17 protein-coding genes are annotated in these 15,045 nt (G+C 44.9%); 6 read left to right on the top strand and 11 right to left on the bottom strand.

Annotated elements, in window-relative coordinates; genetic code table 11:
• Nucleotides 1-26: 26 nt before the first annotated feature.
• The 5 genes from ABD744_RS16040 to rpoE form a co-directional block, all read right to left on the bottom strand.
• The gene (locus ABD744_RS16040; RefSeq protein WP_344799546.1) at nt 27-1,439 is read right to left on the bottom strand and encodes a DegQ family serine endoprotease; all 1,413 of its coding nucleotides are present in this window, start codon (nt 1,437-1,439) and stop codon (nt 27-29) included.
• A gap of 54 nt (nt 1,440-1,493) precedes the next feature.
• A complete protein-coding gene (locus tag ABD744_RS16035; protein WP_344799545.1) occupies nt 1,494-1,940 on the bottom strand; it encodes a SoxR reducing system RseC family protein in 447 nt (148 codons plus the stop codon).
• A 67-nt stretch (nt 1,941-2,007) separates the two neighbouring features.
• The gene (locus tag ABD744_RS16030) at nt 2,008-3,000 is read right to left on the bottom strand and encodes a MucB/RseB C-terminal domain-containing protein (RefSeq protein ID WP_344799544.1); all 993 of its coding nucleotides are present in this window, start codon (nt 2,998-3,000) and stop codon (nt 2,008-2,010) included.
• A 36-nt stretch (nt 3,001-3,036) separates the two neighbouring features.
• The gene (locus ABD744_RS16025; protein ID WP_344799543.1) at nt 3,037-3,627 is read right to left on the bottom strand and encodes a sigma-E factor negative regulatory protein; all 591 of its coding nucleotides are present in this window, start codon (nt 3,625-3,627) and stop codon (nt 3,037-3,039) included.
• A gap of 54 nt (nt 3,628-3,681) precedes the next feature.
• Nucleotides 3,682-4,275, bottom strand: coding sequence for an RNA polymerase sigma factor RpoE (rpoE, locus tag ABD744_RS16020; protein ID WP_344799542.1), 594 nt, complete (start codon nt 4,273-4,275; stop codon nt 3,682-3,684).
• A 125-nt stretch (nt 4,276-4,400) separates the two neighbouring features.
• Between rpoE and nadB the strand changes: the two genes are divergently transcribed.
• A complete protein-coding gene (gene nadB, locus ABD744_RS16015; protein ID WP_344799541.1) occupies nt 4,401-6,041 on the top strand; it encodes an L-aspartate oxidase in 1,641 nt (546 codons plus the stop codon).
• 14 nt (nt 6,042-6,055) lie between these two features.
• On the opposite strand, the gene ABD744_RS23185 is transcribed toward nadB, so the two are convergent.
• Together ABD744_RS23185 and ABD744_RS16010 are read right to left on the bottom strand one after the other, a co-directional pair.
• Nucleotides 6,056-6,466 (bottom strand): protein YgfX, encoded by a 411-nt coding sequence (locus ABD744_RS23185; RefSeq protein ID WP_425562181.1) that lies wholly within the window; start codon nt 6,464-6,466, stop codon nt 6,056-6,058.
• On the bottom strand, nt 6,450-6,707 hold the full coding sequence (locus ABD744_RS16010) for an FAD assembly factor SdhE (protein ID WP_344799540.1): 258 nt from the start codon (nt 6,705-6,707) through the stop codon (nt 6,450-6,452). The genes ABD744_RS23185 and ABD744_RS16010 overlap by 17 nt, the downstream gene beginning before the upstream one ends.
• A gap of 201 nt (nt 6,708-6,908) precedes the next feature.
• On the opposite strand from ABD744_RS16010, the gene ygfZ reads away from it, so the two are divergent.
• Together ygfZ and ABD744_RS16000 are read left to right on the top strand one after the other, a co-directional pair.
• Complete coding sequence (gene ygfZ / locus ABD744_RS16005) at nt 6,909-7,874, top strand: CAF17-like 4Fe-4S cluster assembly/insertion protein YgfZ (RefSeq protein ID WP_344799539.1); 966 nt, start codon at nt 6,909-6,911, stop codon at nt 7,872-7,874.
• Nucleotides 7,875-8,031: 157 nt separating this feature from the next.
• On the top strand, nt 8,032-8,880 hold the full coding sequence (locus tag ABD744_RS16000; RefSeq protein ID WP_344799538.1) for an HDOD domain-containing protein: 849 nt from the start codon (nt 8,032-8,034) through the stop codon (nt 8,878-8,880).
• Nucleotides 8,881-9,021: 141 nt separating this feature from the next.
• Here ABD744_RS16000 and lysS read toward each other — a convergent pair whose 3' ends face one another.
• Together lysS and prfB are read right to left on the bottom strand one after the other, a co-directional pair.
• Nucleotides 9,022-10,578, bottom strand: a complete 1,557-nt coding sequence (gene lysS, locus ABD744_RS15995) for a lysine--tRNA ligase (protein WP_344799537.1) — start codon at nt 10,576-10,578, stop codon at nt 9,022-9,024.
• Nucleotides 10,579-10,652: 74 nt separating this feature from the next.
• A protein-coding gene (gene prfB / locus ABD744_RS15990; protein ID WP_344799535.1) for a peptide chain release factor 2 occupies nt 10,653-11,748 on the bottom strand; the annotation gives its coding sequence in 2 pieces (ribosomal slippage) (nt 10,653-11,675 and nt 11,677-11,748; 1,095 coding nt in all).
• Nucleotides 11,749-12,138: 390 nt separating this feature from the next.
• Here prfB and ABD744_RS15985 point away from each other — a divergent pair.
• The gene (locus ABD744_RS15985; protein WP_344799534.1) at nt 12,139-12,435 is read left to right on the top strand and encodes a hypothetical protein; all 297 of its coding nucleotides are present in this window, start codon (nt 12,139-12,141) and stop codon (nt 12,433-12,435) included.
• A gap of 112 nt (nt 12,436-12,547) precedes the next feature.
• Nucleotides 12,548-12,901 (top strand): PilZ domain-containing protein, encoded by a 354-nt coding sequence (locus ABD744_RS15980; RefSeq protein ID WP_344799533.1) that lies wholly within the window; start codon nt 12,548-12,550, stop codon nt 12,899-12,901.
• On the opposite strand, the gene ABD744_RS15975 is transcribed toward ABD744_RS15980, so the two are convergent.
• Nucleotides 12,898-13,224 carry an STAS domain-containing protein gene (locus tag ABD744_RS15975; RefSeq protein ID WP_344799532.1) on the bottom strand — a complete coding sequence of 109 codons (327 nt, stop codon included), beginning with the start codon at nt 13,222-13,224 and terminating at the stop codon, nt 12,898-12,900. The two genes, ABD744_RS15980 and ABD744_RS15975, sit on opposite strands and share 4 nt — an antisense overlap.
• Before the next feature lie 155 nt (nt 13,225-13,379).
• On the opposite strand from ABD744_RS15975, the gene ABD744_RS15970 reads away from it, so the two are divergent.
• Nucleotides 13,380-14,486, top strand: coding sequence for a DUF484 family protein (locus ABD744_RS15970; protein WP_344799531.1), 1,107 nt, complete (start codon nt 13,380-13,382; stop codon nt 14,484-14,486).
• Between the two features lie 17 nt (nt 14,487-14,503).
• Here the strand turns inward: ABD744_RS15970 and ABD744_RS15965 are convergent, their stop codons facing one another.
• Nucleotides 14,504-14,860 carry a sirohydrochlorin chelatase gene (locus ABD744_RS15965; protein WP_344799530.1) on the bottom strand — a complete coding sequence of 119 codons (357 nt, stop codon included), beginning with the start codon at nt 14,858-14,860 and terminating at the stop codon, nt 14,504-14,506.
• Nucleotides 14,861-15,045 lie beyond the last annotated feature (185 nt).

Raw genomic sequence — 15,045 nt, 5'->3', positions numbered from 1 at the left:
TTTATATAGACGATAAAATTTTTAAATTATGGCTCTAACCGAACCCACACAAAACGACGCATACCTTTACGAATGACCAACATCGGCAAATTTCGCCCGGCAGGCAATTCAGCTATAATTTTATTAAACTCGTCAACGTCTGAAATCCAACGATGATTTAACATGGCAATGATATCCCCGGGACGAACACCTTTTTTAGCCACCACACTGTCCTGAGCCACCTGTTCAACGATCACACCTTTATTAATATCCGCACTTCGACGCTGCTCGTCCGTCATATCAGAGACAACCACACCCAATGGGTTATTATTGCTTGGAGACTTGGACGGACGATTACCAGAAACTAACTGATCTTCCGTCGGCAACTCACCCACTTTAACCGTTAGTCTCTTCTCTTTCCCTTGACGATTGACCACAACACTGGCTTTTTCACCGGGCGTGACCAGACCGACCAAATGCGGTAAATCAGAAGAAAGAATAATGGGCTCGCCATTGAATTTTACAATGACATCACCCGCTTCAATTCCGGCATCCGCCGCAGGTTCATTCTCATAAGCCTGAACAACCAAAGCTCCGGCCGGCTTTTCAAGTCCAAACGCTTCAGCCAATTCTTTATTGACTTCCTGAATCCGAACCCCTAAATAACCTCTGCTCACATAGCCTTTATCTTTCAACTGATCGGCCACTTTCATCGCTACATTGACCGGAATGGCAAAAGAAACCCCCATGAAACCGCCTGAGCGGGTATAAATCTGGCTGTTAATACCCACAACTTTACCATCCAGGTCAAACAAAGGACCGCCTGAGTTACCAGGATTGATGGCCACATCGGTCTGAATAAAAGGCACATAGTTTTCATTTGGCAAGCTTCGACCTTTGGCACTCACAATGCCGGATGTAACCGTATAATCAAAACCAAAAGGAGAGCCGATGGCCAACACCCACTCACCGACTTCCAACTCATCCGAGTCACCCAGTTTTACATAGGGCAAACCACTTTCTTTGACTTTAAGCAGCGCAATGTCTGAACTCTTGTCGGCACCAATCAATTCCGCAGTCAATTCGCTGCGATCACTCAGACGAACAATGATTTCATCCGCACCTTCGACTACGTGATTATTCGTCAGAATGTAGCCATCTTCAGAAATAATAAATCCAGACCCCAAAGACTGGGCATCTCGTTGACGAGGTTGTGCACCCTGACCTCCTCGGGGGCCATACTGAAAGAAATGACGGAAAATTTCCGGCATTTGCTCATAACCTGGAGGCAAACCGCTCTGACTTACTCTGGAATGAGTGACCGTACTGATATTCACAACCGCTGGGGACTGATCTTTTACTAACTCCGTAAAGTCCGGCAAGCTCCTTGCTGAAACCTGCAAAGAAAGCCCCATCAACAAAGCAACACAGACCATCAAAGATTTATGAAATAAGCGCATCCATATCCTCACAAATAATTTTATTTATTAAGAAAGCTTTGATCTATTCAGCAACTAGCGAGCAGCTACAAAGGGTCCAGAACGGACAGACAGTAAAACTGGTGTTGTTTCAAAGTTGCTGAACTGACCAACCCAACGAACTAAAAAGAAACCTAAAACTAAACCTGAAACACCCAGCAAAGCACTTGCCGGTTCCCCAAGCCATAACTTACCCAGCACCGCACCTGCTATCAACAGAACTAAAGGCATTAGATAGCAAATAACAGAAGCTTTAAGCAAAGAGTCTTCTGGAATGCCTATTGTTACTTCATCGCCCAATTGCACTGACGCTGAATTTAAAGGTATTTCCAAACGAAATGCTTTGCCTGGATTGGCCTTGTTCATCAGCCCATGACCACACCCTTTCTGAGCTGAGCAAGCATCACATGCACTGGTTCGGATCGTTTCGACCCAGGCTTTATCGTTATCCACCGCCACAACACGGCCTATCTCTTCAATCAATGACTTATCCTATACAACAACGAGTAGTTATAGATAACTTCAGCATAGAGACTGAAAGGTAAAGGTGTTAGTTAATCATAGTAACGGAACTGGCAACACGCTTGGCCGTTTCAACCGGAATTTCACCAACCAATGTAATGCCCCAGATCTCACCGTCTTTCGTTTTAATCACTCGAGACACCGCTACCGTTGCACCACCGCCCCGACCTTCCATTTCAACAAACTGGTCATTAATTTCTTCTCTGAACAAAGAGAAAGACGATAAACCATCACTGTATGTGTAAGCTTCCAGGTATTTCTTGCTTTCATCACCAATAATTTTACCTGTCAAAGTAAAACCACCTGGCAACCAGTCCGGTCTCCAGTTATCAGCAAATGTTTTTCTTTCCATCCAATGGTTGCGATCAAATACCGTTCGCTTACCACTGATCGTAGGTTGCAGCTTTTCGTCCAGGTTGTCTGGGTCAATTTCAATCTGAGAAAATTGAGCCAACTCCAATGAACGACCGTCCGGACCAATAATTTCTGTTTTTAGCAACAGGCCCGTTTCTAAGTCAACGCCATAGCGGCGGACGAAGCGATCATGAAACTTGGAACGGACCTCAATAACTACCGCCTCGCGGCCTGCGATTCTGGAATAGGTCAAAATATTGTATTCAAACCAAGCCTGAAGACGCTCCCAGTTAACATCATCAGCAGGCACCAAAGGCGTTAACGGCGGAACCTGATCCCACCTGGAACCTTCTCCTTCGGGGTGAATACAAGTAACGCTTTCGCCATCGCGTAAGATTTCTCTGGGTGATCCATCAAGGCTCTTTAATCGTTCATGCAATACGCCGTCCCGGGCACCATGAACAATACTGAAACTGCTCATACTGTCGCCACGACGATGTATAAAAGTACCGGTAAAAGAGTTTTTCATACGGGCTTCGTCTAACATTGACAACAACTCCAGAGGAGTCATGGCAGAACTGGAGGCGGAAAAAGCCATCAATGAAAGAATTATTGCCACTGAGCGCATAAACGCCCAATTATGAAAGTTAAATGAACGATCAACCATACTTAACAGACACCTTACTCATCATCCAAACAGAGGCTATTTTTCAGCCTGTTTAGCCTGCTCAACTTCAAAACTGACCACACGAGCATAAGGCATTACATCACCCACCAAGTCATCCGGTGAATTTTCAGCATGTTGTTGCATATATGAACGCAACTTATCTTGCAGCGCCTTATATTGCTCAGGAGACATGTCGCCTGCGGCTAAACGAGTTTCACCCACATCCGCAGCTGGTTCTGATTTTTCAGTAGCAACTGGCTGATCGTTCGTTACCAACTGACCGCCCGCTTCCGAACCAAAATCATTGTTTTGGACACCAATGCCCACCACAGCCAAAGCAACAGCAGCAGCCACACCCGCACCACCTAACCAGTTTTTCCAGCCAGAAGCGGCAGGTTTAGGTTGGGCAACAATCTCTTCATCTGCAATACCGGCACGAATGCCATCCAGAATATTAATCGACTGATGCGAGACGTTCTCTTTGTGCAAACCTTGCTTCATTGCACACATGCGAGCCCAGGTATCCAGATCTTCGTCGGTCATGGTTTTGGTCAAACGACGCACATCCAGCTCTGTTGCCTCGTTGTCCAAAAGAGCAGACAAACTTTCCGCAATTTTATCGCTCATAATTTCCTCTCTAACAAAATACTAAATCACAATTTAATTAAGATAACTTGTCTATTAACAATTGACAGTCGATTCCAGGATTGGTTCAAGCTGTTTATCAATCGCTTCACGCGCTCTGAAAATCCGAGAACGAACGGTGCCCACAGGGCAGTCCATCACTTGGGCTATGTCTTCATAACTCAAACCATCAAACTCTCTTAACATCAAAGCCGTTCGCAAATCATCCGGCAAAGCTTCAAGAGCCTTAGACAAGGTTTGCTCGACTTGTTCCTTATGGAGACTCGCTTCCGGGCTATCTATATGACTTAATTCACTCATACCACCATCGGCATGGACTTCGTCCACATCAATATCAGTACCAGGCGGACGGCGCCCCCGGCTGATCAGGTGGTTTTTAGCTGTATTCACAGCAATACGATAGAGCCAGGTATAAAACGCACTTTCACCTCTAAAGTTCGCCAGGGCTTTGTAAGCTTTAATAAAGGCTTCTTGCGCAACATCCATTGCTTCATGAACATCTGACACATAACGACCAATTAAACTTAAAACTTTACTTTGGTATTTGATTACCAGCAGATCAAAAGCGCGTTTATCACCCTTTTGAACACGCTCTACTAATAACTGATCTGATTCCACTGTTGTTGTCATTCTTTCTCCGTGGACGTTACAACGGTTTCGAATTGGATTCGACAATAAATAAATTTTTTTGTTCCCTCCAAGTATGACATATCTGTTATTCTTGCCAACGAAATAAAGCGAATTACGTGAATTTTATGCCAACTGAACAATCAAGCACTCAACACTTTGATGTTGTCATTATCGGGTCCGGAGCAGCAGGACTGACAACTGCGTTACAGCTGCCTAATCACTTAAGCATTGCCATCATATGCAAGCAGGCACTTAAGAGTGGCGCAACACCCTGGGCACAAGGTGGCGTCGCTGCGGTACTGGACGAAAAAGACAGTGTAGAGAGCCATTGTTCAGACACCATGGCAGCCGGTGCACACCTGAACAATGCAAAAATGGTGAAAAGCATCATTGAAGACAGCACCGAGAGTATTCACTGGCTGATTGAACAAGGCGTTCCTTTTACCCGCGAAGATAAAGAACAAATCACCAATGACAAAGAAGGCTTCCACTTAACGAAAGAAGGCGGCCACAGTTTCCGGCGTATCATCCACGCTGCAGACGCGACGGGAGCCGCCATCACCTCCACTCTGATCGACCGTGTCTTAGAACGTAAAAATATTTCCGTCTTTGAAAACCGGATCGCCGTTGATTTAATTACCTCGCCGGATAATCACGGCCAGTCCGCTTGCGTTGGATTATACGTCCTGAATCTGGACAAAGATCAGGTAGAAGCCTTTCAAGCCGGAAGCACTGTGCTTGCCACAGGCGGCGCCAGCAAAGTATATCTGTACACCAGCAACCCGGATGGCGCCAGTGGCGACGGCATCGCAATGGCTTGGCGTGCCGGTTGTCGCGTCGCCAACATGGAGTTCAATCAATTCCACCCGACGTGCCTCTACCACCCCCACGCCAAATCGTTCTTGATCAGTGAAGCATTACGCGGTGAGGGCGCTCATTTAAAGCTGCCTAACGGCGAACGCTTCATGCATAAGTTCGATGAGCGAAAAGAGCTTGCTCCACGCGACATCGTAGCCCGTGCTATTGATCATGAAATGAAACGCCTGGGCTGTGACCATGTCACTCTGGACATCAGCCACAAACCCGCAGACTTCATTAAAAGTCACTTCCCTACAATTTATGAGCGATGCCTGAAATTCAATATAGACATCACCACCGAAGGCATTCCTGTGGTTCCTGCCGCGCATTATACGTGTGGCGGAGTGGTCATAGACCACAAAGGTCGCACAGATGTTCGTAACCTTTATGCCATTGGCGAAGTGGCCCACTCAGGCCTTCACGGTGCCAACCGATTGGCCAGCAACTCTTTATTAGAGTGCATTGTGCTAGGAAGAGCGGCAGCTAAGAACATTGAAAAGCACCACCAAGAAGCGTCTGGCTACCCCAAGCTCAACATTCCAGCCTGGGATGACAGTTTAGTCACAGACTCGGATGAAGATGTCATCATTTCGCATAACTGGGATGAATTGCGTCGTTTTATGTGGGATTACGTGGGCATTGTAAGAACCACCAAGCGATTGGAGCGAGCCAAGCATCGTGTAGATTTACTCATGAGAGAAATTCACGACTACTACAGCAATTACAAAATTGGACGGGATTTAATCGAGTTAAGAAACTTAGTCTTGGTTGCAGATCTGATTATACGCTCTGCACTCCAGCGAAAAGAAAGCCGGGGACTTCACTTTACATTGGATCACCCTGAAATACTTGCAACCGCAAAAGACACGTTACTCACCCCACCACCTAAGCAACCAACCTGGCGTTAGGCTATTTAATACGATCAATAAAACTGAGTACTCAGTTTTATTGATCGTATTAAATGGTGAAACTCCTCTCGGTCACACTGATCCGGAAATACCATTCGCTGTCGCTGCTTGAAAACCGAGCCTTGTTCGTCATGCAAACACAGCAAAATATAATTAGGTAATAACACAGTATTAGGCTGAATACGGAATCTCTGGCCATTCCAGGAGAGCTCACCATTCTTCCGAACAGAGACCGAATGCCCAGCCTTTAGATATCTAAAACACCATCCAACAAAAATGAGCAAACCAAACGCAGATAAAATCAACAAAAGGAAAAGTTCTTCAATTAAATAATGAAGTAACCAAAAGAAAGAGAACAAGACAGCAGCATTAAGCACCACTGCCTGCTTGGAAGGCTTTAAATAGAAATCAGCCTGGCTGAACACGTTCTAGAATATAATCTACGATTGCTGCAATTTCCGTGTCCTGAGGTCTGCTTTTTTGCATAAACCACTGAAACATGTCCTGATCTTCACATTCCAGCAACTTAATATAACGAAGCTGATTATCATCATCCAAAGTCGGGAAGATTTCTTTTGCAAAAGGCATCAAAAGTACATCAAGTTCCAACATACCACGACGACTGTGCCAGTAAATTCGGTTTAATTCTTGATCAGTATATTTCACGAAACTTCCTCAAAAAACGCAACTTAAATGATCCTGACAAAAACAGCCCTACCATGAACAAGAGTCTCTGAAAGGAGTCGGCATTATACACGTCAATGCCATCACTGATAAATCCGAATAAAGGAATATGTCAAAACCAAGCATTTTGATATGATTTATCTCAACAATACAATCCAATCAAACACTTCAGGACACTGCTGAATGAGAACGGCACTAGACTCTATTACATCATCGGTTCCAAACACCCAAATTCTTCAAATTGAAAACAAAGTTCCTACATTCGCGCTTATCGATCAAACTGAAATACTTAACGATGCCCCAAGCATGACACTGTGCGCCAATAAAAGCGTGTTAAGCATTACAGGTGAACAACGTCTTAAATTTTTACAGGGACAAGCCACGTGCGACACAACGGAGATTAACGAACAACAAGCCCGTTTTGGCGCATTTTGTAATCTGAAAGGCCGAGTGATTGCCAACTTTCTAGCCTATGATGACGCCCAGTCCACTCACCTCATTATGAGTGAAGATCTGGTCGCCCCCCTTATCGCACACTTAACAAAATTTGCCGTATTCTTTCGTGTAACGTTAACGGAAAATGAAGACACCGTGGTATTAGGCGAACAAACTGGTTCTAACGATTTATCGTTCATGTCGGTAACAAGTCAAGATACCAGCCGAACCATTAACGTTGCTGACAACCGACGCCTTCACGTTACAACAGCCGACAATGCCGTCAAGTTACTAACCAATGCTGATCACCTCAGCAATGAGTCCAATTGGAACATTAAAGACATCCAAAACCGAATAGCCTGGACAAACACTCAGACCTCCGAAGAGTTTCTGCCTCAGCTACTTGGCCTGGAAGAAATCAAAGGATTAAGTTTCAGCAAAGGTTGTTACACAGGACAAGAAATTATTGCCCGCATGAAATACCGGGGCCAACTCAAAAGAGAGCTGCAACAAGTTCAGATCATTACAGAAAATGCAGCCCCGCTTTCTGAAGGCACTAAAATTGATGCACCTGAAAAGAAGAATGTAGGCCAAATCATCACCGCTCTGGCATCAGCAAACACTTACACAGCACTGATCACTCTGGAAAACGACTATAAGGATACTGAAGACTTCATCATTAATGGCGCTCCCGTAACTTTAGTCATAAATTAATGGCATTTTACTTCTGTAAAGTCTAAATAACCGGATGAAAAACCCGCGCGTATGTGAAGTCTGTACTAGTATTATAAAACCTAACAATTCAATACTTTACATGACGATTGAAGGTCGCTTTAATTGATACAAAAGACAACTTTAAGGATCGATCACGATGTCTTCCGTATTTGAAACCGTATTTTCAGATTTAAAAACGCGTATTAAAGAAGATACGTTAACCCTACCTACTTTACCTGAAGTGGCCTTTCAGATACGAGACACGGCTGAAAATGAAGACAGCACAATGAATGACATCGTGCGGGTTCTTCAAAAAGACCCGGCCGTCTGTGCGGAGCTGGTACGCTGTGCCAACAGCGCACTCATGAGAACCGTAAATCAATGCCGTGATGTCAGTGGCGCGGTAAACCGAATGGGCGTAGACACCACCGTTAACGTTGCTATGTCACAAGCCATGAAACGCATGTTTCAGGCCACAACCGATGCCGTAGACAGCAGAATGAGAAACACCTGGAACAAAGCTGTTGAAGTGGCTGCCATGTGTTATGTGTTAGCTCAAACCCGAAGAAAACTCGGCCTTAAACCAGACCAGGCCGCTCTGGCTGGCCTGATGCACAACATTGGCTCTTTGCCGATCCTGATGTACGCAGAAGAAAACACCCAGTTATTAAACGACAGCTTTGCGCTCGATAAAACCATAGAGAAACTCCACCCAATCCTGGGCAAGTATTTATTACAAAAATGGAATTTCACTCTGGACTTGATCGCAGTGCCTTATCAATATTTGCAATTTGACCGAGAAGGCAATTTCGCAGATTACGTCGACTTAGTGCAAGTATCCTATCTCCACACGTTAGGTGGCACCAACCACCCGCACACCAAACTGGATTGGGACTCAGTGGGTTCATTTAAACGTTTGGACATTGACCCCAACACCTTCATTAAGAAAAATGATGAACTTGAAGAGCAGGTCCAACAAGCCAAAGACATGCTTGGTGAACACTAGAAAGTACTCTGAAAACCCCATTAATCTCAACTCAGAAAACACACACCTGTAGAGTTATTCCTTTTGCTTCAAACATAAAAAAGGCCGTATCTTACAACAGATACGGCCTTTTATTTAAGAGACGTTATCGTCTTTTACTTTCTAGTCTTCCGACTGAGACTTCAAAGGACGCATATGTGGGAATAAAATAACATCTTTAATCGTTGGGCTGTCGGTTAACAACATCACCAAACGGTCAATCCCGATTCCTTCCCCTGCCGTTGGCGGCATACCGTATTCTAATGCCTGAATGTAGTCAGCGTCGTAATGCATTGCTTCATCATCACCCGCATCTTTCTCTTCCACTTGCTTACGGAAACGAGCAGCCTGATCTTCAGCATCATTCAACTCCGAGAAACCGTTCGCCAATTCACGACCACCCACAAAGAACTCAAAACGATCAGTAACAAACGGATTCGTATCATTACGACGAGCCAACGGTGAGACTTCCCACGGATACTCAGTGATGAACGTAGGTTGATCCAGCATGTGCTCAGCTGTTTCTTCAAAGATCTCACAAATGTACTTACCTGGCCCCCAAGCCGCTTGCTTAGGAGAGTCGGCGATGCCCACTTCTTTTGCGTAAGCTTTAAGCTGTTCGATGTTATTTTCAGGGTCTGCAAACACTGAAGCATCGAAGCCCGGGTTATATTTAAGCACAGCATCCACCATACTTAAGCGCGTGAACGGCTGTTCAAAGTCATACGCTTTTTCTTCAACCACATTTCCATCATTGTCACGAACGGTATTTTTAATCAACGTCGTGCCAAGAACATCCTGAGCGACAGTTCGCAACATCTCTTCCGTGATGTCCATCAGGTCGTTGTAATCCGCATACGCCTGATAAAATTCAATCATAGTGAATTCTGGGTTATGACGGGTTGAAAGACCTTCGTTACGGAAGTTACGGTTAATTTCGAAAACTCGCTCAAAGCCACCCACGACCAAACGCTTCAAGTACAACTCAGGCGCAATACGAAGATACATATCAATATCCAACGCGTTGTGCTTGGTAATGAACGGACGTGCTGTCGCGCCGCCAGGAATCACCTGCAACATAGGCGTTTCAACTTCCATGAAGTTGCGATCGCTCAGGAATTTACGAATACCTTCGATGATTTTTGAGCGTACCAAAAATAAATCACGAGTGTCTTGATTGATGATCAAATCCACATAGCGCTGACGATATTTGGTTTCCTGATCCGCCAAACCGTGGAATTTTTCAGGCAACGGACGCAAAGACTTCGTCAGGATCACCAAGTCCTCAACGTTTTCCACGTTAACATACAAAGCACCCTTTCCTGATTTCAATACCGTGCCACGAGCACCAACGATATCACCCAGATCCAGCAGCCCCCATGCTTCCATTTCTTTTTGAAGCTTCTTGCCAACATACACCTGGATAGAATCCGTTGCATCCTGAATGCCAATAAAAGGACCACCACGGCGTAGCATACGGCCCGCCACACTGACCTGTTTACCAATCGCTTCAATTTCTTCTTTTTCTTTGTCTGCCAACTCCGCTTGGATATCACCAGCAAAGTGTTCACGGTGAAAGTCATTGGGATGGCCATTGGCTTTGCAGCTTTCACGCAATTTCTCAAGCTTCGCACGGCGTTCAGCAATCAACTTATTTTCATCACGAGGTTGTTCAGACATTTTTTAACCTTTAATCCTTAGTTCGGATTTCAATTATCAATAAATAATGTGTTTTCAAATTTATAACGCTTGGTTTACAAACCGGCTTTCAGGCTGGCCTCAATGAACGGGTCTAAATCCCCATCCAAAACAGCTTGAGTATTGCGATTCTCCACACTGGTTCTTAAATCTTTAATTCGGGAGTCATCCAGCACATAAGAGCGAATCTGACTGCCCCAGCCGATGTCCGCTTTGTTATCTTCCATCGCTTGCGATTCGGCATTACGCTTTTGCAGCTCTAACTCGTACAACTTAGCTTTCAGCTGCTTCATCGCCTGATCTTTGTTCTTATGTTGAGAACGATCATTCTGGCACTGGGTCACTACGTTGGTCGGCAAGTGAGTAATACGCACCGCAGATTCTGTCCGGTTAACGTGCTGACCACCAGCCCCCGATGCTCGATACACGTCAATACGCAAGTCGGCCGGGTTAATTTCAATATCAATGTTGTCGTCCACTTCCGGAGAAATAAACACGGAAGCAAACGAAGTATGACGACGATTGCCCGAATCAAACGGCGATTTACGAACCAAACGGTGAACACCGGTTTCCGTTCTTAACCACCCGAACGCGTATTCGCCATCCACCTTGATGGTTGCACCTTTAATGCCCGCCACTTCACCATCAGTGACTTCCATCAACTCGGCCTTAAAGCCTTTCGCTTCACACCAACGAAGGTACATACGCAACATCATGTTTGCCCAGTCCTGCGCTTCGGTTCCGCCAGAGCCCGATTGAATTTCCACATAGGCATTGTTCGCATCCATTTCACCGGAGAACATGCGACGAAACTCAAGCTTCTCAAGAATTTGCTTCAAGCCTGAAAGTTCTTCTTCAACCTCCACAACCGTATCCGGATCATCTTCTTCAACGGCCAGCTCCAACAAACCTTCAACGTCTTCCAGGCCGGACTCCATATTTTCTATGGTGTCCACCACCGCTTCCAGCGCTGAACGTTCTCGTCCTAGCGCCTGGGCACCTTCAGGATTATCCCAAACAGCCGGATCTTCAAGCTCTCGGTTAACTTCTTCTAGTCGTTCTTTCTTCTCAGGATAGTCAAAGATACCCCCTAAGAACGCTGGTTCGTTCTTTCAGGTCTTTGATGGTTTGAACAATCGGATTAACTTCCAATTTAGCCCCCAAATTCAATCAATCAGGGCCCTGACAACTGCACCAGACAAAACACCAGTCAATAAGCAGTAATTTGCATGCTTAAGCGTAAACAAGACCGGCAGGCACTGATGTAAGTATTAATAAGGGCCGCACAAAAATAAAAGTTGCGAAATTGTACACGAATTAATAAGGACTTTCAGTCTGATTCACGATTAATACGCCATCATTTTTGATTCGTCATCAAGCCAGTCTACCGTCTGCTAAATCAAAGCCGCATCAGAGGCGCAGTCATATTTCTTTAACACATCGGTCACATTCTTGTTACTTCAAAACCGTAGATTGGCCACATAAAAGGTAACCCGGTTACGCATAATCAAGCCACATAAAAGCAAGCGAGTGGAATTAACAATGGCATATCAAGTAATTTCCAGACCAAACAACACATTTTGGCTTATGACCAGCAGCGGAAACTGGATTTCATCACACCACAGCCGCGATGAAGCCGTTGCCGCCTGTCGAGTGTGGTTTAAGTGCTCTCCAATTATAAGACAGCTGAAAGATCACAAGAAAAACCAAGCGCCCCGCTTTCCATTTTTGACAATGATAAAAGCCCACATGAGAACGCTGGTCATTGCTCTGTATGAAATTAATAAAAAAGCGGCTGAGCGATATCAATTGGAAAAACTGAATAAAGTTCGTCACTGATTGAATTTATTTTTGCTACGTGAATCTGGTCACAGCCTGCATAAATAGCAGCTGCGAAACATACTAAATTCCCTGTAAGATATCTCGTACAAGAATAAAAAGGAAATCCACCATGCTCTCAGACGTAAAAAACCAACGAAATGCAGCCCGCTTTAAAACACGTCAAACAACAACTTGCAGAGACCAGACCAACAGACTCATCGGTCGAGTAATGAACTTAAGCGAATCAGGATTCATGTTAATGAGCAATAAACCCGCTCAAGTAAATGATTCATGGTTATTAAAGTTGGATTTACCTCTCACACCAAGTCATCAGATTTCCATCTCAGGCGAAATCATCTGGTGCCAACAATCCAGTTTTAGCGATGAATATGGCATAGGCATCCAGATCACCAAGATTGATGATCTGGCCAAGACGGTGCTATGCCGATACCTAAAAGAAATTACGAATGCGACAGCGGCTTAGCCGTTGATCGCTTCATCTACCGTATTAAACGACTGAAACAGCTTATCCATACGCGTAATTCGGAACAGCTCCTGAACGGCACCTTGAGCGCCTGCAACACGTAAGTAGCCTTCATTCCCGGCCAACTTCTTGCACGCAACGATTGCCCCCAGGCCACTGCTGTCCATGAAATCCAATCCGGTGAGATCTACAATGATACGATCCCTGCCCTTCCCAATTAAATCAGCCACATAGTTTCTTAAATTGGTCGCGTTAACTGCATCTAATCGTTTTTCACCAATTTTAATTACCGCTACTTGTCCGTCAGCTAGTTGATGAGACACGCTCATTCCTGGTTCCTCAGTCAAAAATTTACAATTCACCCACAATACAACGTATTTCTGAACTTCACTATAGCGTATATTATCCAAAGTCAGAAAATTGTTAGATGCTTACCTATACTATAGTCAACTGAACAAAAGATCGAGCAAACGGACGCGTGACATACTTTAACAGTACAAATAAAAATTCACACAAAACCGTTCCTGAGAGCAAATACAAAGAATTGCAAAAACAATTCTCTGGTTTGATCGAAAACGCGCGTCTGAATGAGCAGCTATTCAAGCGATTCTCACAATTCGAAGCTCGCCTCATGGAGAGCAAAGACTTAACAACATTGCTTAACGCCATGACCACCGAATTCGGCGACTATTTTGAAGTCCCCTATTTAAAACTGGTTCTGGATCGGAAAATATTTGATCAACTCCGCGTCACCCCTTTAAATTTGAACGACTTCGAAGGAATTCTGACCTTTGACTTAACAAATTGTTCACACCTGCTGATTAATAAAAGCGGCTCACTTTATATGGGCGCAACCCCGAAACGAATCAGCAGCGAAATACACATCCCGATCAACACATTGTCGTTCGCGCAGCTACCGCTCATTCGTAATAACACTTTGTTGGGCATCCTCAACCTTGGCAGCCCGGATCAGGAGCGCTTTCGGCCAGATATGGCCACAGACTTTCTGGAACGCATGGCCCTTATAACCGCACTGTGTCTGGAGAACGCCTGCAATATGGAGCAGGTTCGACAGCTGAGCCTAATAGACGGATTAACCGGTGTATGCAATCGCAGAGCATTTGACGACATCATCATTCAGGAAACATCGAGCGCGGTACGACACCAACGCCAACTGTCCTGTTTATTCATCGACATTGATCACTTTAAACGAATTAATGACCATTACGGCCATCAGGTCGGTGATGAGGCCCTCAAACAACTGTCAGCTCAGGTTAAACCCCTGTTAAGGCGCTCGGATCACCTGGCCCGATATGGCGGAGAGGAGTTTGCGATAGTATTACCGGAAACGGATCTACAGCATGCAAACCTAATTGCCGAGCGTATTCGAAAAAATATTGCTGAGTCCGAATTTTCAATGCTCGGCCAACAATTAAAAATGACGCTGTCGATCGGCGTCGCCAGCCTGAATGGCTCAACTGCAGAAAAACTCAACATTGAAGACACTGCTCATCAACTCATCAAAAGTGCAGATGAGCAGGTATACGAAGCGAAGAAAACAGGCCGGAATCGCGTTTGTTGCTAACTGTCTGCAGACAGCGCTTACAACTTCGTTGCAATAAATTCTGTCAAACCATCCCAAAGCCCAAGATAATCGAGCATATCGACTTTAACACCGGGGTGCTGTTCTCGGAACGCTTCAATAATCTCTGGAATATCGTCTCTCACATGCCGGCCTTCGGCCAAAAAGTGCGGGTAAATCACTAACTCAGTGGCAGAGTCTTCGGCCAACTGCTGTATAACTTTGTCAAATTTAGGCTCCGTTAACTCCAAAAAACACGGAACAACTTCGTCATAACGAGCACCAAGTTTCTTTTTCAGGTTATCAGCCAATGTTACGGCTTCCTGATTCGATTTAGCAATGCGACTTCCGTGCGCCAATACAACTAAAACTTTCATAATCGACCTTCAAAGCACTGTAAATGCCCAGCATTGTACCTTACTCGCTGATCAGAAGAACCATAACAATCAACCAGCAGGTCGAATTCTTAGCGTGAATATGTTCAGTTCGTAAAGAGTGATATAAACTTGGTATAACTCTTACCTTCAAACCAAGGTAAACATTCTGACAATCACCTATTGTC

The sequence above is a fragment of the Litoribacillus peritrichatus genome (genome assembly GCF_039537985.1).
GTDB lineage: Bacteria > Pseudomonadota > Gammaproteobacteria > Pseudomonadales > Litoribrevibacteraceae > Litoribacillus > Litoribacillus peritrichatus.
The sequence above is the reverse complement of the archived record's forward strand: the minus strand, read 5'-3'. Positions and strand labels throughout refer to the sequence as shown.